Annotated in this window: 18 protein-coding genes and 5 tRNA genes; 21 read left to right on the top strand and 2 right to left on the bottom strand. The window is 45.8% G+C overall.

Annotated features, from left to right (window positions below; translation table 11 throughout):
* Nucleotides 1-21: 21 nt before the first annotated feature.
* The 18 genes from gspN (at nt 22) to rplL (ending at nt 12,535) form a co-directional block, all read left to right on the top strand.
* Complete coding sequence (gene gspN, locus VXQ92_RS09040; protein WP_064102646.1) at nt 22-765, top strand: type II secretion system protein N; 744 nt, start codon at nt 22-24, stop codon at nt 763-765.
* On the top strand, nt 765-1,622 hold the full coding sequence (locus tag VXQ92_RS09035; protein ID WP_416681156.1) for a type II secretion system protein N: 858 nt from the start codon (nt 765-767) through the stop codon (nt 1,620-1,622). Before gspN ends, VXQ92_RS09035 begins: the two co-directional genes overlap by 1 nt.
* A 38-nt stretch (nt 1,623-1,660) precedes the next feature.
* Nucleotides 1,661-3,925, top strand: a complete 2,265-nt coding sequence (gene gspD, locus VXQ92_RS09030; RefSeq protein WP_416681155.1) for a type II secretion system secretin GspD — start codon at nt 1,661-1,663, stop codon at nt 3,923-3,925.
* Between the two features lie 62 nt (nt 3,926-3,987).
* Complete coding sequence (locus tag VXQ92_RS09025; RefSeq protein WP_416681154.1) at nt 3,988-4,647, top strand: FHA domain-containing protein; 660 nt, start codon at nt 3,988-3,990, stop codon at nt 4,645-4,647.
* Nucleotides 4,648-4,725: 78 nt separating this feature from the next.
* Nucleotides 4,726-5,394 carry a phosphoglycolate phosphatase gene (locus VXQ92_RS09020; protein ID WP_144724835.1) on the top strand — a complete coding sequence of 223 codons (669 nt, stop codon included), beginning with the start codon at nt 4,726-4,728 and terminating at the stop codon, nt 5,392-5,394.
* 108 nt (nt 5,395-5,502) lie between these two features.
* Nucleotides 5,503-6,996, top strand: a complete 1,494-nt coding sequence (trpE, locus tag VXQ92_RS09015; RefSeq protein ID WP_416681153.1) for an anthranilate synthase component I — start codon at nt 5,503-5,505, stop codon at nt 6,994-6,996.
* 98 nt (nt 6,997-7,094) lie between these two features.
* Nucleotides 7,095-7,170: transfer RNA gene (locus tag VXQ92_RS09010), tRNA-Thr, on the top strand.
* Between the two features lie 56 nt (nt 7,171-7,226).
* Nucleotides 7,227-7,310, top strand: a tRNA-Tyr gene (locus tag VXQ92_RS09005).
* Between the two features lie 38 nt (nt 7,311-7,348).
* Nucleotides 7,349-7,424 (top strand) — tRNA-Gly (locus VXQ92_RS09000).
* Nucleotides 7,425-7,441: 17 nt separating this feature from the next.
* Nucleotides 7,442-7,516, top strand: a tRNA-Thr gene (locus tag VXQ92_RS08995).
* Nucleotides 7,517-7,668: 152 nt separating this feature from the next.
* On the top strand, nt 7,669-8,859 hold the full coding sequence (tuf, locus tag VXQ92_RS08990; protein WP_064094977.1) for an elongation factor Tu: 1,191 nt from the start codon (nt 7,669-7,671) through the stop codon (nt 8,857-8,859).
* A gap of 52 nt (nt 8,860-8,911) precedes the next feature.
* Nucleotides 8,912-8,987, top strand: a tRNA-Trp gene (locus VXQ92_RS08985).
* Nucleotides 8,988-9,061: 74 nt separating this feature from the next.
* Complete coding sequence (secE, locus tag VXQ92_RS08980) at nt 9,062-9,502, top strand: preprotein translocase subunit SecE (RefSeq protein WP_064094976.1); 441 nt, start codon at nt 9,062-9,064, stop codon at nt 9,500-9,502.
* A gap of 7 nt (nt 9,503-9,509) precedes the next feature.
* Nucleotides 9,510-10,043: a transcription termination/antitermination protein NusG gene (gene nusG / locus VXQ92_RS08975; RefSeq protein ID WP_064094975.1), complete on the top strand. Its 534-nt coding sequence runs from the start codon at nt 9,510-9,512 to the stop codon at nt 10,041-10,043.
* Between the two features lie 119 nt (nt 10,044-10,162).
* The gene (gene rplK / locus VXQ92_RS08970) at nt 10,163-10,591 is read left to right on the top strand and encodes a 50S ribosomal protein L11 (protein ID WP_004813566.1); all 429 of its coding nucleotides are present in this window, start codon (nt 10,163-10,165) and stop codon (nt 10,589-10,591) included.
* Between the two features lie 3 nt (nt 10,592-10,594).
* On the top strand, nt 10,595-11,290 hold the full coding sequence (gene rplA, locus VXQ92_RS08965) for a 50S ribosomal protein L1 (protein WP_064094974.1): 696 nt from the start codon (nt 10,595-10,597) through the stop codon (nt 11,288-11,290).
* A gap of 324 nt (nt 11,291-11,614) precedes the next feature.
* Nucleotides 11,615-12,121, top strand: a complete 507-nt coding sequence (rplJ, locus tag VXQ92_RS08960) for a 50S ribosomal protein L10 (protein ID WP_064094973.1) — start codon at nt 11,615-11,617, stop codon at nt 12,119-12,121.
* Nucleotides 12,122-12,169: 48 nt separating this feature from the next.
* On the top strand, nt 12,170-12,535 hold the full coding sequence (gene rplL / locus VXQ92_RS08955) for a 50S ribosomal protein L7/L12 (protein WP_064094972.1): 366 nt from the start codon (nt 12,170-12,172) through the stop codon (nt 12,533-12,535).
* Between the two features lie 62 nt (nt 12,536-12,597).
* Here rplL and VXQ92_RS08950 read toward each other — a convergent pair whose 3' ends face one another.
* Nucleotides 12,598-12,849: a hypothetical protein gene (locus tag VXQ92_RS08950; protein ID WP_034170979.1), complete on the bottom strand. Its 252-nt coding sequence runs from the start codon at nt 12,847-12,849 to the stop codon at nt 12,598-12,600.
* Between VXQ92_RS08950 and rpoB the strand changes: the two genes are divergently transcribed.
* The 3 genes from rpoB to VXQ92_RS08935 all read left to right on the top strand — a co-directional run bounded on the left by rpoB (nt 12,843) and on the right by VXQ92_RS08935 (nt 21,868).
* Nucleotides 12,843-16,931 (top strand): DNA-directed RNA polymerase subunit beta, encoded by a 4,089-nt coding sequence (gene rpoB, locus VXQ92_RS08945; RefSeq protein ID WP_064094971.1) that lies wholly within the window; start codon nt 12,843-12,845, stop codon nt 16,929-16,931. The two genes, VXQ92_RS08950 and rpoB, sit on opposite strands and share 7 nt — an antisense overlap.
* A gap of 175 nt (nt 16,932-17,106) precedes the next feature.
* The gene (gene rpoC / locus VXQ92_RS08940) at nt 17,107-21,297 is read left to right on the top strand and encodes a DNA-directed RNA polymerase subunit beta' (protein ID WP_064094970.1); all 4,191 of its coding nucleotides are present in this window, start codon (nt 17,107-17,109) and stop codon (nt 21,295-21,297) included.
* Between the two features lie 205 nt (nt 21,298-21,502).
* Nucleotides 21,503-21,868 carry a hypothetical protein gene (locus VXQ92_RS08935; RefSeq protein WP_064094969.1) on the top strand — a complete coding sequence of 122 codons (366 nt, stop codon included), beginning with the start codon at nt 21,503-21,505 and terminating at the stop codon, nt 21,866-21,868.
* Nucleotides 21,869-21,926: 58 nt separating this feature from the next.
* Here VXQ92_RS08935 and VXQ92_RS08930 read toward each other — a convergent pair whose 3' ends face one another.
* On the bottom strand, nt 21,927-22,421 hold the full coding sequence (locus VXQ92_RS08930) for a DUF4442 domain-containing protein (RefSeq protein WP_416681152.1): 495 nt from the start codon (nt 22,419-22,421) through the stop codon (nt 21,927-21,929).
* Nucleotides 22,422-22,523: the final 102 nt, after the last annotated feature.

Genomic DNA, 22,523 nt, shown 5'->3' with positions numbered 1-22,523 from the left:
GAGTGATTGGTCGTGGTGGGGATGAGCAATAAACCGAAAACTTTAAGATGGTTGATCCTTGCTCTTGTTGCATTTTTTGTTTTTGTGGTATTACAAGTGCCAGCAGCCTGGTTAATTTCAAAATTTTATAAAAATAACCAGACTTTGCATAATGTAAACGGAAATATCTGGCAAGGAAGTGCGGACTGGAAAAAAGGTAATCTTCGGGGCAGTCTGAACTGGAAAGTGCGGCCTCTGGATTTACTGTTGCTGCGAGTTGGGGCACATGTGGATATACATAGTGGCAATACTCAGCTTTCCGGGATCATGGCCTATGGTCTGAATAAATCTTTTATTGTGAAAAATCTTGAAGGGCAGGTTGCTGCTGAAACCTTAAAAAAAATTGCGGACTGGCAATGGCCAAGCACTGCAATCCAATTTAAAGATCTGGATTTTAAATATAAGCCACAGCAGGGTTTTAGTCAGGTGGCCGGACAAATGCAATGGGCGGGTGGCGAGCTGATTTATACCTTTGCCCAGCGCCAGGAGCGCATAAACATCCCCGCGTTGACCGGCACATTGACCGAGGAAAATGGACAGTTGCTACTCGATGTCCGCGATAGCCGTGAGCAACGTATGCTGAATATCAAGCTTGATCCCGGCATGATGCTGGATATCCAGCTCACCCAGCGCTTTTTATTGAATGCCCCATCCTATCAGGGTAAAGCAGGACTGGATACTTTTGTGATTAGTACCCGTCAGCCTCTTATGGGAGGCATTAACTGATGGCAGTTTCACTTGAAGCTTTAAAAAATATTGACCTTAAACAGGTAAATCGTGCTGCACCTGTGGTTTTACTGCTGCTGATCCTGTATTTGTGCTGGAAACTGGCTGCACTGTTCTGGCTGCTGGTGGCTCCTCCACAGGCGATGCAGCTGGAGCGGGTCGAGCTGGGCTCACAACAGCCGCAAATACCGAATATCGGTACATTTTCTCTGTTTCAGGAAAGTGTGCAAAGTGTAGTCGTGGTGGAAGTCGCGAATATCATTTTACAAGGTGTGGTGGTCGCTAATCCACGTTATAACTCGTCTGCGGTCATCAAGATCAATGATCAGGCGGAGCTGTACCGGGTAGGAGATCAGCTGGGCAACAGTGGCTTGGAACTGGCTGAGGTGTACTGGGATCGGGTAGTACTGCGCCGTTCTGGCGGAGCGACGCAGGAGGTTTTCTTTAAAGGGCTGGAAAATGGCCTGAATCAGCCCGTCATACCTGAAGCTCAAGCAGCTCCTGCTATGAGTCCTCCGGGTGGCGGCGGTGCAGGACAGGAAAATACTGTTTCCCCCCAGAATGAAATTGGTCGGGCAATCCAGCAGATGCAGGAAAACCGCGAACAGTATTTACAGAATATGGGGGTAAATGCATCATCGGAAGGCGGGTATGAGGTGACGGCCCGCACACCGGCCGCACTGCGTAATCGGCTGGGTTTGAGACCTGGAGACCGGATATTGTCTCTGAATGGCCAAACTTTAAGCCAGGGACAGACAGAAGCACAATTGCTGGAACAGGCCCGACGCGAAGGTCAGGCTAAACTCGAAATAAAACGTGGTGATCAGGTGATGACCATACAACAAGATTTTAAGTGATGTGTCATCACATATAGGGTTAGGAAACACATAAGTTTATGGCTTTATTTAATAATAATCGATCAGCGTGGGCCTTCTGTGTGGCGACACCACTGATGGCTGTAGTCAGTACGGCAGCTTATGCGCAAACCTGGAAAATCAACCTTCGGGATGCTGACCTGGCTGCATTCATTAATGAAGTGGCAGATATTACTGGCAAGAACTTCGCAGTCGATCCGCGGGTGCGTGGCAATGTGACGGTCATTTCCAATAAAGCACTGAATAAAAATGAAGTCTATGACCTGTTTTTAGGCGTGTTGAATGTCAATGGCATAGTGGCGATTCCTTCCGGCAATACCATCAAGCTGATTCCGGACAGTAATGTTAAAAACTCGGGTATTCCCTACGATCCCCGAAGCCGTGCCCGGGGTGACCAGATTGTGACTCGGGTGCTCTGGCTGGAAAATACCAATCCGAATGACCTGATTCCTGCACTGCGTCCCCTGATGCCGCAATTTGCCCATCTGGCTGCAGTACCGGGTACCAATGCCCTGATTGTATCGGACCGCGCCAGCAATATTTACCAGCTGGAAACTATAGTCCGGAATCTGGATGGTACAGGCCAGAATGATATTGAAGCGGTGACTTTGCAGTCCAGTCAGGCAGAAGAGATGATTAGTCTGATTGAGTCCATGACGTCAACTGGTGCGGCCAAGGATGTCCAGGGCTCACGGGTACGGGTGATTGCCGATATACGCACCAACCGGATCATCATCAAGGGCGATCCCACCACGCGCAAGCGGGTGCGGCAGATTATTGAAACCCTGGATGTCCCGGCTGCAGACCGTTTAGGCGGCTTAAAGGTTTTTCGTCTGAAATATGCCAGTTCCAAGAATCTTGCAGAAATCTTGCAGGGACTGGTGACCGGACAGGCGGTGAGCAGTAATTCAAATTCGGGTACGACCTCATCAAGCTCGTCTTTACTCAGCTCCAGCAGTGATTTAAATAATAGCAATAGCGGGAATAATACGGGAAACCCCACTTCTTCTTCAGGGATTCAGCTGAATTCAGGCATGAATAATGAACAGGGTGGGATTAGCAGCTTTAATGCCAATGGGGTAAGTATTATTGCTGATGCGACCCAAAATTCTCTGGTGGTGAAAGCCGATCCACAACTGATGCGGGAAATTGAATCGGCGATTAATCAGCTCGATATCCGCCGTCAACAGGTATTGATTGAAGCGGCCATTATTGAAATTGAAGGCACCGATGCCGATCAGCTTGGGGTACAGTGGGCTTTGGGTGATATCAGCAGTGGTGTTGGCCTGGTTAATTTTGATAATTTTGGGACTAGCCTGAAAAATATTGCGGCCGGTTATCTGACGGGTGGCGGTGCGGGTGCATTAAGTTCAATCGGAGCGGGCAGTTCACTGGTACTGGGTGATTATCGTGAAGGCAGTGATGGTTCGCGCCGTCTGTATGGAGCGATTATTCAGGCTTTAAAAGAAAGTACCAAGTCTAATCTGTTATCTACACCTTCCATTGTGACCATGGACAATGAAGAAGCCTATATTGTGGTGGGTGAAAACGTACCTTTTGTCACCGGCTCAGTGTCCACAGGGGTTGGCGGTGTGGTCAATCCTTATACCACTATTGAACGTAAAGATGTCGGTGTCACTTTAAAGGTGGTTCCGCATATTGGTGAAGATGGCACGGTACGTCTGGAAGTCGAACAGGAAGTGTCTGATGTCAAGAGTAGTAAAGGACAGGCACAGGATCTGGTGACGAGCAAGCGTGCGATTAAAACCTCGATTCTGGCTGAACATGGACAAACGATTGTTCTTGGCGGGCTGATTTCGGACAATACCCGCTATGGCCGTCAGGCCGTACCTGGCCTGGGTGCGATTCCCGGAATTGGACGTTTGTTCCGTTCGGAAGGTCAATCTAACCAGAAGCGTAACCTGCTGATCTTTATCCATCCAACTATCGTGGGCGATAAAAATGCAGTGCACAGACTGACCCAGCAACGCTATAGCCAATTATATAGTCTGCAACTTGCATTAGACTCAGATGGAAACTTTGCCAAATTGCCAGAAAGTGTTGAAGATGTATATCAGCAGCGAATTCCAGTATCGAAAACGCCACTACAAAACTCGACCTATCAAACTGTGCCGACAGCTCCTGTTCAGGTCCAGCCCGCTGATGTAATCGTCACGCCGGTGGCGATTGAGCCTGTGATTCAGCGTCAAGTAGTACAACCCGTCCAGCAGGTGGAAAAAAGTAAAAATACCGTTACAACAACTACACTTAGACCAAAAAGCTAAGACATTCTCATTTGTAGACAGCATGTTATGATAATGTCAAAGAGAACAGAGAAGTAACTTTCATGACTTGGAAAATACACGCAATCACAGGCGACTTAACAGGACAGGAAATTAGCATTGACCGTGACATGGTGGTAGGACGTCATCAGGCAGCAGATATCGTGTTGCAGGCTGCGGAAATCTCCCGTAAACATGCGGCATTTTTACTGAAAGATGGTGCGCTCTGGGTACAGGATTTGGGTTCATCCAACGGTACTTTTGTTAATGATGTACAGATTGAACAAGCAACCTTATTAAAGCAGGATGACATTGTTCAGTTCGCCAGCTTGAAATTTTCGGTACTGGCGCCTGTGGCTGCGGTAGAGGTTCCAGCAGAAATTGAAGCAACAGCAGAAAAAGTTGTGGAACAGGTTGAAGTGGCGGAGCCTACACCTGCCCAGAAAATGAATGATCAGGGAATGCCGGAACTGAAACAGCGTGATGCTTCGGTACAGTTGACCCGTGACGGTATGCCAACCAGTGTTGGTATTCCAAAACCGGCACCTATTCCAGAAAACGTAGATATTAGTGCAGTAAAACCTGAGCCAGCGCCAGTTCCGGTTGAGCAGCCTGTATCACGTGTAGAGCAGGAAAAAGAAACCCAGAAAAATGTATCTGTTGGTTTGATTTCAGTGATTGTGCTGATTATTTTGGCAATTATGGCTTGGTTGTTGTTCAAATAAGCTGATGATTGGTTACAATCAAGGCATGCATAGCGCATGCCTTTTTTGTGGCTGCGCACATTATAAAAGAGGATCGGGATGTCTATTGCACAATTAGAAAAGCGTGAACTGATCTTGTTCGATCTGGATGGTACGCTGGTGGATTCAGCTCATGATCTGTATCGCGCCATGAATATGAGCCTGAACGTGCTGCAATTGCCGCTGGTGACCGAAGAACAGGTACGGACCTGGGTGGGCAAGGGCACCTCGATATTCTGTGAAAGTGTACTTCAGCATCTGGTGGGCGAAGTTACGCCGGCACAGCATCAGGAACTCTTAAGTACCTTTCTGGATATCTACAATGTTGATCCCTGTGTAGATACCGTTCCTTTTCCAGGAGTCCTGAAATTTCTGGATTGGGCCAAAGCCCAAGGTAAAATCCTGATTTGTGTCACTAACAAGCCTGAACTTCCTGCTCGTAGTATTCTGGATACCTTGGATATGGCCCATTATTTTGCCGATACCATTGGTGGCGACCGTTTTACTGAACGTAAGCCGCACCCACGCCAGTTGCTGCATTGTGTCGAACATTATGGCGTAAGCAACGAACAGGTGTTGCTGATTGGCGATTCTTCCAATGATGTCGAAGCCGCACGCCGCGCCGGGATTGATTGTGTTGTGGTCAGCTATGGCTATAATCATGGTGAAAATATTGCAGATTGTCAGCCGCAGCAGATTGTGGATGATCTTAGAGAATTACTTGCCTAATACGCGTACTAAGGAAAGAAAATGAATAGTTGTAAGGTTTTTCGATGGCGTCGCTCAGTTCAATTCTATTTACATACTGAGTAACCCTAATTTAAAGAGAAAAACCGCATGACCACTCAAGCACAATTCCAGCAACTTGCTGCACAAGGCTATAATCTCATTCCTGTTTATCGTCAGCGTCTGGCAGATACCGATACACCACTTTCTATTTTTGCACGCCTTAAGCAGCATCAGCAGGCTTATTTATTTGAATCCGTAGAAGGCGGGGAGAACTGGGCACGCTATTCGATTATTGGACTAGGTGAATCTACCGTATTTTCCTGCAATGCCGGCGAACTGACGGTACAGTATGCAGATGCTTCAATTGAAAAACAGCACTGTGCTGATCCATTTCAATATATTCGTGACTTTCAGGCGCAATTTAAGGTGCCTACCCAGGCAGAATTGCCGGACTTGCCAAGCTTTACTGGTGGTCTGGTAGGCTATTTTGGCTATGATGCCGTGCGCTATATCGAGCCGAAGTTAAAAAATGTACCGGAAGCTGATCCGGTCGGATTACCCGATATCTGGATGATGCTGTCTAAAACTGTCATCGTGTTTGATAACTTGAAAGACACCTTGTTTCTGATTGTGCATGCCGATGCCGCTGATTCTGGAGCATATCAGAAGGCACAGCAGCAGCTCGATGACTTGGAGCATATTCTGGCAACGCCGGTTAGCCTGAAAGCAGAAAAACATACCCCGCCGCATTTTGAGTCCCTTACTGGACATGACAACTTTATTGCCTCAGTAGAAAAAGTTAAAGAGTACATTCGTGCTGGAGATGTGATGCAGGTCGTTCCTGGTCACCGGATGGTCTCTGATTTTGATGGTGATCCACTGCAGGTCTATCGTGCACTGCGTCATCTTAATCCATCACCCTACTTGTTTCTGGTGCAAGGTCGGACTTTAGAAAATAATACGCCGTTCCATATTGTCGGTTCTTCACCGGAAATTCTGTCCCGTCTGGAAAATGGAATTGCCACAGTTCGTCCATTAGCGGGGACCCGTCCACGCGGCAAAACCAAAGAAGAAGATCTGGCACTTGAGCAGGACTTACTCTCTGACGAAAAAGAAATTGCTGAACATGTCATGCTGATTGATCTGGGACGTAATGATGTGGGGCGCATTGCTAAAATCGGCAAAGTGCAAGTCACTGATCAAATGGTGATCGAGCGTTATTCACATGTCATGCATATTGTCTCCAATGTCCAGGGCGAAGTACGTGATGATGTTGATGCTTTGGATGTTTTTAAGGCAACATTCCCCGCAGGTACGCTTTCTGGCGCACCAAAAATCCGTGCCATGGAAATTATTGACGAAGTTGAGCCGGTAAAACGTGGAATTTTTGGTGGTGCTGTTGGTTATTTAGGTTGGCATGGCGAAATGGACATGTCGATTGCGATTCGTACCTGTGTTATTCGCGAAAATAAGGTCTATGTACAGGCGGGAGCAGGGCTGGTTGCCGACTCAAATCCTGAATCTGAGTGGAATGAAACCCAAATAAAAGCTCGCGCAGTGATCAAAGCGGTTGAATTATCATCAAATGGTTTGATTTTATGAGTTTTTGAGGTTTTTTTTGAAAAAAACACTTGCATGGTTTCTGAGTTTTGCTAAACTGCACACCGTTCCGATACGAAACGTACGAAACACTAAGAAACGCCGGCATAGCTCAGTTGGTAGAGCAACTGACTTGTAATCAGTAGGTCCACAGTTCGAATCCGTGTGCCGGCACCATCTTAGAAGTTTGGTAGTGTAAAGTAAAGAATAGCACTGATGTAAGTGTAAAAAATGGTGAGGTTCCCGAGCGGTCAAAGGGGGCGGACTGTAACTCCGCTACGAAAGTTTCGAAGGTTCGAATCCTTCCCTCACCACCAATTTTAAGACTTCAATAAGTGGTTTGTACCAACATCGTGCGGGAGTAGCTCAGTTGGTAGAGCGGTAGCCTTCCAAGCTACATGTCGCGAGTTCGACCCTCGTCTCCCGCTCCATTGAAGTACTAATATTTGCTCTTATAGCTCAGTGGTAGAGCACTCCCTTGGTAAGGGAGAGGTCTCGAGTTCAAATCTCGATAAGAGCTCCAGATTACAGTTTAGCAACTCTAGTTGCAAAGAAATTCCAAAAAGCAGGCTATTTAGTCTGCTTTTCAAGTATTTGATGTTCGGTTTTTTTAAACGATATGTCGGAGCTGGGTTTTACTCAGAATTGTGTTCGACGTAAACGAGGAAGATTAACATGGCTAAGGCTAAGTTTGAACGTAATAAGCCACACGTTAACGTGGGCACAATTGGTCACGTTGACCATGGTAAAACAACTTTAACAGCTGCGATTGCAACTGTATGTGCGAAGAAATTCGGTGGCGAAGCGAAAGACTACGCTGCGATTGACTCTGCACCAGAAGAAAAAGCACGTGGTATTACCATCAATACTTCTCACGTAGAATACGATTCTCCAACTCGTCACTACGCTCACGTAGACTGCCCGGGCCACGCCGATTATGTTAAAAACATGATTACTGGTGCTGCTCAGATGGACGGCGCGATCCTTGTATGTGCTGCGACTGATGGCCCAATGCCGCAAACTCGTGAACACATCCTGCTTTCTCGTCAGGTAGGTGTACCTTACATCGTTGTATTCTTGAACAAATGCGACCTTGTAGACGACGAAGAGCTTCTTGAGCTGGTTGAAATGGAAGTTCGTGAACTTCTTTCTACTTATGACTTCCCAGGTGATGACACTCCAGTGATCCGTGGTTCTGCTCTTCTTGCACTTAATGGTGATGACAGCCAATACGGCGAGCCAGCAGTAGTTGCGCTTGTTGAAGCTCTTGACTCTTACATCCCAGAGCCAGAGCGTGCAATTGACCTTCCGTTCCTTATGCCGATTGAAGACGTATTCTCAATCTCTGGTCGTGGTACAGTAGTAACTGGCCGTGTAGAGACTGGTATCGTTAAAGTAGGCGAATCAGTTGAAATCGTTGGTATCCGTGATACACAAACAACGACTGTTACTGGCGTTGAAATGTTCCGTAAACTTCTAGACGAAGGTCGTGCGGGCGAGAACTGTGGTGTTCTTCTTCGTGGTACTAAGCGTGAAGACGTACAGCGTGGTCAAGTATTGACTAAACCAGGTGCGATCAAGCCACATACTAAATTCGATGCGGAAGTATACGTACTTTCTAAAGAAGAAGGTGGTCGTCACACTCCATTCCTTAACGGTTACCGTCCACAGTTCTACTTCCGTACTACGGACGTAACTGGTGCGATCTCGCTTAAAGAAGGCGTGGAAATGGTTATGCCTGGTGACAACGTTGAGATGTCAGTAGAGCTAATTCACCCGATCGCAATGGACCCAGGTCTACGTTTTGCGATCCGTGAAGGTGGTCGTACAGTTGGTGCTGGTGTAGTTGCTAAAGTAACTGCATAATCATAGAATAAGACAGGCGAGTTGGGGTTTAGGCTCCAACTTGTTGTTTTGCAGGTCAGTAGTTCAATTGGTAGAGCGTCGGTCTCCAAAACCGAATGTTGGGGGTTCGAGTCCCTCCTGACCTGCCAAGTTTTTAAAAAGACGCTTGATGTCGGCAAAATTGGTCATATAATAAGTCGCGAAACCTACGACGAGTACAAAAATGTCGAATGAAAAATCACGCGACGCATTAGGCGAAGCGGCAATTCCTCAAAGAAATAATCCTGCAGTAGATGTAAATTCTGGTTCTCCATTAGACATAATTCTATGGGTTATCGCCTTGATTTTATTGGTGGGTGCAATGATGGTAAACCAATATTTACCAGCGTACTGGGCACCTGCAAATGATATTTGGGTGCGCGTTGGGGTGATTTTGGCTTGTATCGTTGCGGCATTCGGTTTATTATACGCCACCCATCAAGGCAAAGGCTTTATTCGCTTGCTGAAAGACGCACGAATCGAGTTACGTCGAGTGACCTGGCCTACTAAACAAGAGACCATGACCACATCTTGGCATGTCCTTGTCGTTGTTGTCATTGCATCTATATTACTGTGGTGTTTTGATTATATTTTAGGCTGGTTAATCAAGTTTATTATCGGGTAAGAGAGCTATGAAACGTTGGTACATTATTCATGCCTATTCGGGCTATGAAAAACAAGTGATGCGTTCGCTTAATGATCGAATCCAGCGTAGCGCTGTAGCCGATAGCTTTGGTGAAGTCCTGGTTCCTACCGAAGAAGTGGTAGAAATGAAGGATGGCAAAAAGCGTAAATCAGAGCGTAAGTTCTTTCCTGGCTATGTTCTAGTCGAAATGGAAATGAACGATGATACTTGGCACATTGTTAAAGAATGTCCAAAAGTTTTAGGCTTTATTGGTGGGACGGCTGAAAAACCGGCACCGATTACGCAAAAAGAAGCAGATGCGATTCTTGCGCGTGTACGCAATACTGGTGAAGCACCTCGTCCTAAGACGATGTTTGAACCAGGCGAAGAATTACTCGTTATTGACGGTCCATTCACAGACTTTAAAGGTGTGGTGGAAGAAGTTCAGTACGAAAAGTCACGCTTAACGCTGACAATTAATGTATTTAACCGACCAACTCAAGTTGAATTGGAATTTCGCCAAGTCGAAAAATCAGTCTAATTTGTATGGGTTGAAAACGCCTGACTTATTTATAAGTCAGGCATTGTTGTTGTAACGGTATCGTTACTTGAAATCATTGGGGAGCCTTCACCGGCGTTTGCACCCAGAGGTAATTTGAAATGGCTAAGAAGATTGACGGCTATATCAAGCTGCAAGTTCCAGCTGGTAAAGCGAATCCATCTCCACCGATTGGTCCTGCACTAGGTCAACGTGGTGTGAACATCATGGCATTCTGTAAAGAATTCAATGCTGCTACACAAAAACTTGAAGCTGGTCTGCCAATTCCAGTCGTGATCACTGTGTACAACGACAAGTCGTTCACATTCATCATGAAAACTCCACCTGCTGCTATTCTTCTTAAGAAAGCTGCTGGTATTCAAAAGGGTTCAGCTGTACCTAACAAAACTAAAGTTGGTAAGTTGACTCGTGCTCAGTTAGAAGAGATCGCGACTACTAAAGAACCAGATTTAACTGGTGCTGACTTAGACGCGCGTGTGCGTACCATTGCTGGTTCTGCACGTTCTATGGGCTTGGAAGTGGAGCTTTAAGACATGGCTAAATTAACTAAACGTCAAAAAGCGATTGCGTCTGCTGTAGAAGCGCACAAAGTTTACACACTAGAAGAAGCTGTTGCAGTTTTAGAGAGCCTTCCAGCTCCTAAATTCAAAGAGTCTCTAGACATCGCGGTAAATCTGGGTGTTGATCCTCGTAAATCTGACCAAGTTGTTCGTGGCGCGACTACACTTCCTGCAGGTACTGGTAAAACTGTACGTGTAGCTGTATTCGCTCAAGGCGCTGCTGCTGAAGCTGCTAAAGCTGAAGGCGCAGATGTTGTTGGTTTCGACGATCTTGCTGAAAGCATCCAAGCGGGTAACCTTGACTTTGATGTTGTAATTGCTGCTCCAGATGCAATGCGCGTTGTAGGTAAACTTGGTACAATCCTTGGTCCACGTGGCTTAATGCCAAACCCTAAAGTGGGTACTGTAACTCCTGACGTAGCAACTGCAGTTAAAAATGCAAAAGCTGGTCAAGCACGTTACCGTGTAGACAAAGCGGGTATCATCCACGCTGCGATCGGTCAAGTAGGTTTTACTGCTGAAGCTGTTCGTCAAAACGTTGAAGCACTTGTGGCTGACTTGAAAAAGTTAAAGCCTGCTACTTCTAAAGGCGTATACATTCAAAAGATCACTTTGAGCTCAACTATGGGTCCTGGTTTGATCGTTGATGTAGCAAACGTATCTAAGTAAGTCTCGACTTATTACAGAATTTTAAAGCCCTGAAGATGTCTCCTTCTCCCTCTGGGAGAAGGTCGGGAAGAGGGTTAAACCTCTCCCTAGCCCTCTCCTATAAGGAGAGGGGATAATTTAGGCAAACTTTGAATTGATAAATGAAAATTTATCAGCGTCAAAGACCGCAGGCGAGGGGAGTTTTATGCTTCGCTCTTAATAGCTCAGCCTGCGTAGACGCGGTGGTGTGATTTGTTCATCCTCCGCGTGTGAGTCCAGTGATGGTCTCGCGAATTGGGAGTGTACTTCGCGTAAGTACATAAATCACCATTAGGAGGTTTTACAATGGCTCTTCTTATCGAAGGCAAAAAACAGATCGTAGCTGAAGTAACTGAAGTTGCTTCTACTGCATTTGCTGCTGTTGTTGCTGACTACCAAGGTTTAACTGTTGAGCAATTGACTGCTCTTCGTGTTGAAGCTCGTAAACTAGGTGTTCACACACGTATCGTGCGTAATACTTTGGCTAAACGCGCTCTTCAAGATACTCCATTCAATATCTTGAACGACAACCTTGTTGGCCCAACAATCTTAGCTTTCTCGACTTCTGAAGACGACATGGGCGCTGCTGCTCGTGTGTTCGAAGAATTTGCGAAAACTAATAAAGCATTTGAACTTAAAGCTGCTGCATTTGATGGCAAAGTGTATCAAGGTGCTGAAGTTAGCGTTATCGCGAACCTTCCGAACCAAGAGAAAGCACTTACTATGCTTGCAAATGTACTTCAAGCACCTATTTCGAAATTGGGTCGCTTGCTTACAGCGCTTCAAGAGAAAAACGGTTCAGAAGCTGCATAAGCTCAAACTTACACACACATCATTCAATACCCATTTGGAGTTACTCTCATGGCTTTAACAAACGAAGAAATCCTAAACGCAGTTGCTGAAAAAACTGTTCTTGAACTTGTTGAACTTATTTCTGCTTTTGAAGAGAAATTCAACGTTTCTGCTGCTGCTGTAGCTGTAGCTGCTGGTCCTGCTGCTGCTGCCGCTGAAGAGCAATCTGAATTCAACGTTGAGTTGACTTCATTCGGCGCGAACAAAGTTGCTGTAATTAAAGCAGTTCGTGAAGTAACTGGTCTTGGCTTAAAAGAAGCTAAAGATATGGTTGAAGGCGCTCCAGCGATCCTTAAAGAAGGCGTTTCTAAAGAAGAAGCTGAAGAACTTAAAGCTAAGCTTGAAACTTCTGGTGCAACAATTACTGTTAAGTAATTTTGCCGGGAGCCGGTTTTTTTATAATCGGCTCCAAAAATTGGCTGATGGCTCTTGGGTCATCAGCCTTTTTGCGTTACAATAATCGGCTCGATTTTTGTTTGCATGATATAAAATTCATACAAATTAAAAATAAACATAATGAACAAACGCTTACCAATATTTTTCATTAAAAAAATATTGTTAAGCGTTTTAATACCACTAAAAATTGCAGCATTTGTAAAGAGTGGTGGCCATATCGGCCAGCGTAATTCCTTCTGAGCCCGTTCTGCAGGCGGGCTTGGTTTACACTTTCCGAGGACTCCAGATGGCATACTCATATACCGAAAAGAAACGGATCCGTAAGAATTTTGGTAAATTGCCTAGCGTCATGGATGCTCCGTACCTGCTCGCGATTCAAGTCGACTCGTACAGAACATTCTTACAAGATGGCAAATCACCAAAAAACCGCGAAGATATCGGTCTCCAAGCCGCATTTCGTTCAGTTTTTCCTATTGAAAGTTATTCTGGCAATGCTGCTTTAGAATTCGTTGAGTATAGTCTTGGTAAGCCTGAGTTTGATGTACGCGAATGTATCCTTCGTGGCTCAACTTATGCAGCACCAATGCGCGTAAAAATTCGTTTGATCCTGAAAGATCGCGAAACTAAATCAATCAAAGACGTACGTGAACAAGAAGTCTATATGGGCGAAATGCCGCTTATGACAGACAACGGTACTTTCGTCATTAACGGTACCGAGCGTGTAATCGTATCGCAATTGCACCGTTCACCGGGCGTATTCTTTGACCACGATAAGGGCAAGACTCACTCAAGTGGTAAAGTTCTTTATTCAGCACGTATCATTCCTTACCGTGGTTCATGGTTAGACTTTGAATTCGATGCGAAAGACCTGGTTTATGTACGTATTGACCGTCGTCGTAAATTACTTGCGACTGTAGTACTTCGCGCCTTGGGTTATAGTAACGAAAACATTCTCGACATGTTCTACGAGAAAGTACCTGTGTATCTTGACATGGGTAGCTACCAGATTGACCTGGTGCCTGAACGTCTGCGTGGCGAAATGGCACAGTTTGACATCCTGGACAAGGATGGCAAGGCAATTGTTGAGCAAGGTAAACGTATCAATGCGCGTCATGTACGTCAAATGGAAGCTTCGGGTCTTGAAAAACTTGCAGTACCTGATGAGTACCTATATGAGCGTATTACTGCTGAAGACATCCCATTAAAAGATGGTGATGTGATTGCAGCCAATACTGTATTAAGCCATGAAATTATGGTGAAAATTGCAGAAGGCGGCGTGAAGCAGTTCAATATTCTGTTCACCAATGATATCGACCGCGGTTCATTCATTGCAGATTCTCTACGTGCAGATACGACTACAAGCCGTGAAGAAGCATTGGTAGAAATCTACAAGGTTATGCGTCCGGGCGAGCCACCAACCAAAGAAGCTGCTGAAAACCTGTTTAACAACTTGTTCTTCTCTTCTGAGCGTTATGACCTGTCTCCAGTGGGTCGTATGAAGTTCAACCGTCGTTTGGGTCGTCCTTACGAAGTGGGTACAGACCAGAAGTCACGTGAAGTTGAAGGTATTCTCTCGAATGAGGATATCACTGATGTACTGAAAACATTAGTTGAAATCCGTAACGGTAAAGGTGAAGTCGACGATATCGACCACTTGGGTAACCGTCGTGTTCGTTCTGTTGGTGAAATGACAGAAAACCAATTCCGTGTGGGTCTGGTTCGTGTAGAACGTGCTGTTAAAGAGCGTCTGTCACAAGCTGAAACTGATAACCTGTCTCCGCAAGACTTGATCAATGCGAAGCCAGTGGCTGCTGCAATCAAAGAATTCTTTGGTTCAAGCCAGTTGTCCCAGTTCATGGACCAAAACAACCCGTTGTCTGAAATTACACACAAACGTCGTGTATCAGCGCTTGGTCCAGGTGGTTTGACACGTGAGCGTGCGGGCTTTGAAGTACGTGACGTACATCAAACTCACTATGGCCGTGTTTGTCCAATTGAAACACCGGAAGGTCCAAACATTGGTTTGATCAACTCGCTTTCTGTATATGCTAAAGCGAACGAGTTCGGTTTCCTGGAAACACCGTATCGTAAAGTGGTTGATGGTCGTGTAACAGACGAAGTTGAATACTTATCTGCTATTGAAGAAGTGGGTACTGTGATTGCACAGGCCGATTCTGCAATTGATAAAGATGGTCATTTAACTGAAGAATTCGTATCTGTACGTCATCAAGGTGACTTCGTACGTATGCCTCCTGAAAAAGTAACGCATATGGATGTATCTGCTCAGCAGGTAGTCTCTGTAGCAGCGTCACTGATTCCATTCCTAGAACACGATGATGCCAACCGTGCATTGATGGGTTCAAACATGCAACGTCAGGCAGTTCCGACGTTGATCGCTGACAAGCCGCTTGTTGGTACAGGTATGGAAGCGAACGTAGCACATGACTCTGGTGTATGTGTGATCGCGAAACGTGGTGGTCGTATTGAATATGTAGATGCGTCACGTGTGGTTATTCGTGTGAATGAAGACGAAATGATCGCAGGTGAAGCAGGTGTAGATATCTACAACCTGATCAAGTACACCCGTTCGAACCAGAACACTTGTATCAACCAGAAAGTTCTTGTGAACATGGGCGATAAAGTAGGTCGTGGCGATGTGCTTGCTGATGGTCCATCAACAGATGGCGGTGAGCTGGCACTGGGTCAGAACATGCGCGTTGCGTTCATGACCTGGAATGGTTACAACTACGAAGACTCGATCTTGTTATCTGAGCGTGTACTTCAAGAAGACCGTTTAACGTCTATTCATATCCAGGAATTGTCATGTGTTGCACGTGATACCAAACTGGGTGCGGAAGAAATCACTGCGGATATTCCGAACGTAGGTGAAGCTGCTCTGTCTAAACTGGACGAGTCAGGTATCGTTTACATCGGTGCTGAAGTCACTGCTGGTGACATCCTGGTTGGTAAAGTGACACCTAAAGGTGAAACGCAGCTTACTCCGGAAGAAAAATTGCTTCGTGCAATCTTCGGTGAAAAAGCGGCTGACGTAAAAGACTCATCTTTACGCGTTCCATCGGGTACGAAAGGTACTGTGATTGACGTTCAAGTGTTTACACGTGACGGTCTTGAAAAAGACGAACGTGCTCAAGCAATTGAAAAAGCACAGCTTGATGCATACCGTAAGGACTTGAAAGAAGAGTTCAAAATCTTCGAAGAAGCTGCACGTGAACGCGTGATCCGTCTACTCAACGGCCAAGAGTCGAATGGTGGCGGTACAACTAAACGTGGCGACAAATTGTCTGAAGATGTGTTGTCTGGTTTAGAACTCGTTGACCTTCTTGAAATTCAACCAGTTGATGAAGCAATTGCTGAACGTTTAACGCAAATTCAAGTATTCTTGAAAGAGAAGGGCTTTGAAATTGACGAGAAATTTGCTGAGAAAAAACGCAAACTTTCTACAGGCGATGAACTGACTACTGGCGTATTGAAAGTTGTTAAAGTTTATCTTGCTGTAAAACGTCGCATCCAACCGGGTGATAAGATGGCGGGTCGTCACGGTAACAAGGGTGTTGTATCTAACATCTTGCCGGTAGAAGACATGCCACATGATGCCAACGGTGTACCTGTTGATATCGTGCTTAACCCGCTGGGCGTACCATCGCGTATGAACGTGGGTCAGATTCTTGAAACTCACTTGGGCATGGCTGCAAAAGGTCTTGGCGATCAAATCGACAAGATGATGAAAGAGCAACGTACTGTACTTGAGCTTCGTGATTTCCTAGACAAGATTTACAACAAAGTGGGTGGCGAGCAAGAGGATCTTGATAGCTTGACCGACGAAGAAATCTTGAAACTTTCTGGCAACTTGCGTGCTGGTGTGCCTTTGGCAACGCCTGTATTCGATGGTGCTGAAGAGGGTCAGATCAAAGAGTTGTTACAACTTGCAGGCTTATCTAGTACTGGTCAGACTGTATTATATGATGGTCGTACAGGTGAACGTTTCGACCGTCCGGTAACTGTCGGTTATATGTACATGCTGAAACTGAACCACTTGGTTGATGATAAGATGCATGCGCGTTCAACTGGTTCTTACTCACTAGTAACGCAACAGCCGCTTGGTGGTAAAGCACAATTCGGTGGTCAGCGTTTCGGTGAGATGGAAGTCTGGGCACTAGAAGCTTACGGTGCAGCATATACGCTACAAGAAATGCTGACTGTGAAATCGGATGACGTTGAAGGCCGTACCCGTATCTACAAGAACATTGTAGATGGCAACCATTATATGGATCCGGGCATGCCTGAATCGTTCAACGTATTGACCAAAGAGATCCGTTCTTTAGGTATCAACATTGAACTGAAAAATGGTGACTAAGTAACCATCCAATCCCCCCAACCCCCTTGATAAAGGGGGGGATTTACTCCTCTTAAATTTAAGGGGAGTTTCCCGCTTAGAGATAGGCAGGATGGTGGGGGGATTACTCAGTTAAAAAACAATATTTGTGACCCAGTTGTTGAGTGAAAATCTCCACAACACACGGAGAAAAAAATTGAAAGACTTGCTCGATATCATGCGCAAAAAGACGGATTCAGACGGTCATGCTCCTGTAGAGTTTGATCGCATCCGTATTGGTCTTGCGTCACCAGAAATGATTAAGTCATGGTCTCACGGTGAAGTTAAAAAGCCAGAAACCATTAACTATCGTACGTTCAAGCCTGAACGTGATGGTTTGTTCTGTGCCAAAATCTTTGGTCCAGTAAAAGATTATGAATGCTTGTGTGGTAAATACAAGCGTATGAAATACAAAGGCGTCATTTGTGAAAAATGTGGCGTTGAAGTGACTACTGCGAAAGTTCGTCGTGAACGTATGGGTCATATTGACCTTGCTTCACCGGTTGCGCACATCTGGTTCTTGAAATCATTACCAAGCCGTATCGGTCTTCTTTTAGACATGACGCTGCGTGATATTGAACGTGTATTGTATTTCGAATCTTATGTAGTGACCGATCCGGGTATGACTCCATTTGAGAAATACCAGCTTCTAAACGATGAAGAATACTTCAATGCATTAGAAGAACACGGTGATGAATTCACAGCGAAAATGGGTGCTGAAGCGGTTCAAGACCTGTTGAAAGACATCGATCTTGAAGCTGAAATTGCGCGTCTGCGTGAAGAAATTCCTGTTACGACGTCAGAAACCAAGCTGAAAAAAGCATCTAAGCGTTTGAAGTTGATGGAAGCATTCAACGATTCAAACAACAAGCCAGAATGGATGGTGTTGACTGTACTTCCAGTTCTTCCACCAGACCTTCGTCCGCTTGTACCACTTGAAGGTGGTCGTTTCGCGACTTCTGATTTGAACGATCTTTACCGTCGTGTGATCAACCGTAATAACCGTTTGAAGCGTCTTCTTGACCTTGCTGCGCCAGACATCATCGTACGTAACGAAAAACGTATGTTGCAAGAGTCTGTAGATGCATTGCTGGATAACGGTCGTCGCGGTCGTGCAATTACCGGTTCGAACAAGCGTCCGCTTAAATCTTTGGCAGACATGATCAAAGGTAAACAGGGTCGTTTCCGTCAAAACTTACTTGGTAAGCGTGTTGACTACTCTGGCCGTTCGGTAATTACTGTTGGTCCAAACCTGCGTTTGCACCAATGTGGTCTTCCGAAAAAAATGGCACTTGAACTGTTCAAGCCATTTATTTTTGCGAAACTACAGGCATCTGGTCAAGCAACCACCATTAAAGCTGCGAAGAAAATGGTTGAGCGCGAAACCCCAGAAGTTTGGGACGTACTTGCTCACGTGATTCGTCAACATCCAGTGATGTTGAACCGTGCACCCACTCTTCACCGTCTGGGTCTTCAAGCATTTGAACCGATCCTGATCGAAGGTAAAGCGATCCGTCTACATCCACTCGTATGTGCTGCGTTTAACGCCGACTTCGATGGTGACCAGATGGCGGTACACGTACCATTAACACTTGAAGCTCAGCTTGAAGCTCGTGCGTTAATGATGTCGACAAACAACATCTTGTCTCCAGCGAACGGTGAGCCAATCATCGTACCGTCTCAGGACGTTGTCTTGGGCTTGTATTACATCACGCGTGATGCAATCAATGCCAAAGGTGAAGGCATGGTGTTCGCGGATACTCACGAAGTAAACCGTGCACTGGCGACTGGTCAGGTTGATCTACACGCTCGCGTTAAAGCACGTGTACACCAGACTGTGATCGACGAAGATGGTAACCGTGAACAGCAAACCATTATTGTAGATACGACGCCTGGTCGCTGCCTACTTTGGGAAGTTGTGCCTGAAGGTATGGATTTCCAGCAAATTAACGTTGAGATGACCAAGAAAAACATCTCGAAGTTAATTAACTCTTGCTACCGTAAATTGGGTCTGAAAGATACTGTTATCTTCGCTGACCAATTGATGTACTTGGGCTTCCGTCAAGCGACGCGTTCAGGTGTATCTGTCGGTATGGAAGACATGGTTATTCCACCGCAAAAACAAGCAATTATTGGTAAAGCGGAAGCTGAAGTTCGTGAAATCGAACAACAGTTCGAACAAGGTTTCGTAACTGCCGGCGAACGTTATAACAAAGTGGTCGATATTTGGGCGCGTACCAATGACCAGGTTGCTAAAGCGATGATGGACAACTTGTCTTTCACCACTGTGAAGAACAAACAGGGTGAAGACGAGAAGCAAAAATCATTCAACTCGATCTACATGATGTCTGACTCGGGTGCCCGTGGTTCGGCAGCTCAGATTCGTCAGTTGGCGGGTATGCGTGGTTTGATGGCGAAGCCGGATGGCTCGATCATTGAAACCCCAATTAAAGCGAACTTCCGTGAAGGTTTGACCGTACTTCAGTACTTCATCTCGACACACGGTGCGCGTAAAGGTTTGGCCGATACAGCACTTAAGACTGCAAACTCTGGTTACCTGACTCGTCGTCTGGTAGACGTTGCGCAGGACTTGGTCATTACCGAGCCGGATTGTGGTACCTTCGACGGCCTAGTGATGACTCCGTTCATTCAGGGTGGTGATGTCATCGAGAACCTGGGTGCACGAGTATTGGGTCGTGTAGTTGCTGAAGATGTCAAGAAAGTGGGTACAGATGAAGTTCTGCTTCCACGTAATACTTTAATTGACGAGAAACTGGCTGCGTTTATTGAAAGCCAGGGTGTCGACGAAATTAAAGTGCGTTCAGTCGTGAACTGTGCATCTACCTTCGGTGTATGTGCGAAATGTTACGGTCGTGACCTGGCACGTGGTCATCAGGTGAACCCAGGTGAGTCTGTTGGTGTTATGGCAGCTCAATCGATTGGTGAACCAGGTACACAGTTAACGATGCGTACCTTCCACGTGGGTGGTGCTGCGAGCCGAACTTCTGCTGCAAACAGCGTACAGGTTCGTAACCAGGGTACAGTACGTTTCCATAACGTGAAAACCGTACAACATGCCAAAGGTCACTTGGTATCGACTTCACGTTCAGGTGAAATCGGTATTGCGGATGACTTAGGTCGTGAGCGTGAGCGCTATAAAATTCCATACGGTGCATCTATCTTGCTCAAAGATGGCGAAGCTGTAGAAGCAGGCGGTATCGTGGCGACTTGGGATCCGCATACACATCCATTGGTAACAGAAGTTGCTGGTAAAGTGCGTTTCAGCCAGATTGCTGATGGCGTGACGGTTACTTCTAAAACTGATGATGCAACAGGTATGTCAACCATCGAAATCTTGCCAGTGACTTCACGTCCTGCGTCAGGTAAAGATTTGCGTCCTGCTGTTGTGTTAGACACAGTCGATGGTGGTGAGCAGTTCTACTTCCTGCCACAAAACACGATTCTTTCTGTTCGCGATGGCGAAACAATTGGTGTCGGTGACGTAATCGGTCGTGTCCCACAAGAATCTTCACGTACTCGTGATATTACCGGTGGTCTGCCACGTGTAGCTGACTTGTTCGAAGCACGGAAGCCGAAAGAGCATGCAATCCTTGCAGAAGTGTCAGGTGTTGTGAGCTTTGGTAAAGAGACCAAAGGTAAGAACCGTCTGGTGATTACGCCGGATGATGGCTCTGAAATCTATGAAGAGCTGATTCCGAAATGGCGTACCATTAACGTGTTCGAAGGCGAGCATGTAAACCGTGGTGAGACGATTTCTGATGGTCCACAAAACCCGCATGACATTTTACGTCTGAAAGGTGAAGTGGCATTGACGAATTACATCGTGAACGAAGTTCAGGACGTATACCGTCTGCAAGGTGTAAAAATCAACGATAAGCATATTGAAGTCATCGTACGTCAAATGCTACGTAAAGTTGATATCACTGACGGTGGCGATACCAGCTTCATCAAAGGCGAACAAGTGGATTACATCCGTGTTGTTCAGGAAAACCAAGCAGTTCTTGCGCAAAACAAGTTCCCTGCGAAGTTTGAACGTCAATTGATGGGTATTACCAAAGCATCACTTTCTACTGACTCGTTCATCTCTGCTGCATCGTTCCAGGAAACCACACGTGTGTTAACTGAAGCGGCTGTAACAGGTAAAGAAGATGATTTACGTGGCTTGAAAGAGAACGTGGTTGTAGGTCGTCTGATCCCAGCGGGTACAGGTTTGGCTTACCACTTAGAGCGTCGTCGTCAAGAAGCAGAAGCTGCAGAATTTGAACTGCATAATAACTTCTCTGATGTGGACCAAGCTTTAAGCCAGGCATTTAACGAAGAATTCTAATTCAAGTTAAAGCTTAAAAAAGAGACGCCTTCGGGCGTCTTTTTTATACAAAACTCATCCAGATAGCCTCCTAAACATGGGAATTATCCACTGATATTTACAAAAATCAGCAGGAATACCGAGAGAAATAACACGCTACAGATTTTAGTTTCATAAAATGAAGATAAGCTTAATTAAAACAAGACAAGACAGGAAGGCCAAGGTCATGAAAAAGTTAATCGGTGTTATGGCAGTTGCCACGCTTTCCACCTTTATGTTGGCAGGTTGTGAAAACATGTCGAGCAAAAATCAACGTATTGGTGCTGCTGCCTTAGGTGGTGCCGTCGGTGGTGGCGTAGGTAATAGTGTCGGTGGTGGTGTCGGTTCTGCGATTGGTGGTGGTGCCGGTGCTGCAGTAGGCAGTAAATCCCAAGGTGGTTCCAACCGTAATGCAACCTATAGTGGTGTAGGTGGTGCGGTAGGCTCAGCAGTCGGTAAAAGCATCTTTGGTGGTAATGCAGGTGCTGCAATCGGTGGTGCCATCGGTGGTGGTGCCGGAGCTGCCATTGAACAGGATAACCGTCGTCGTTAAGTCCTGTTTCACTTGTAAAATAATCTAAATTTAAAAGCGCCATATGGGCGCTTTTATCTTATTTGACAGATAGGCTTTTCCCTTTGCTCTGTTTACGCCGGATATAAACCGTTTTCTCTACTTCCGCAATCCTGACCCCGGCTTCATCATAGATATTTAGCTGATAATTGCGGTATACAGGTGCATTGTTGGCCGCCAAATTGATAATGGTGCTGATTTCTTCAGCAGAGATCCGGATGTCCGCGATCACGGTGCCGCGGCCAGGGGCCAAAAACTGAATACAGGCACCTTTATCCCAGACCAGATATTTCGGCCCCAAATGATGCATCAGCAGTAACATATAAAAAGGATCGACCATCGAATACAGGCTGCCACCAAAATGTACGCCGACAATATTCTGGTTTTTACGGGTTAGCGGCATTTTGACCCGCACGTGATAATTATTAAAATCAATCTTATCAATTTCGATACCTGCACCCCGGTAAGGAGCATAGCGGTTCAAAATAAATTTTGATACCAGTGGCACTTGTTGAATTTTCTGGAATAGGTTCATACTGACATTCTTTTTGTGGCTTTGATTATGCATACTAGAGCAACAAAAATGCGCTAGCATTGATCAATCATGCCGATTTATAAACTAAGCGGTCAATAACAA

It is taken from the genome of Acinetobacter sp. 228 (assembly GCF_048147885.1).
This window is presented reverse-complemented; position numbering and strand designations above follow the sequence as displayed.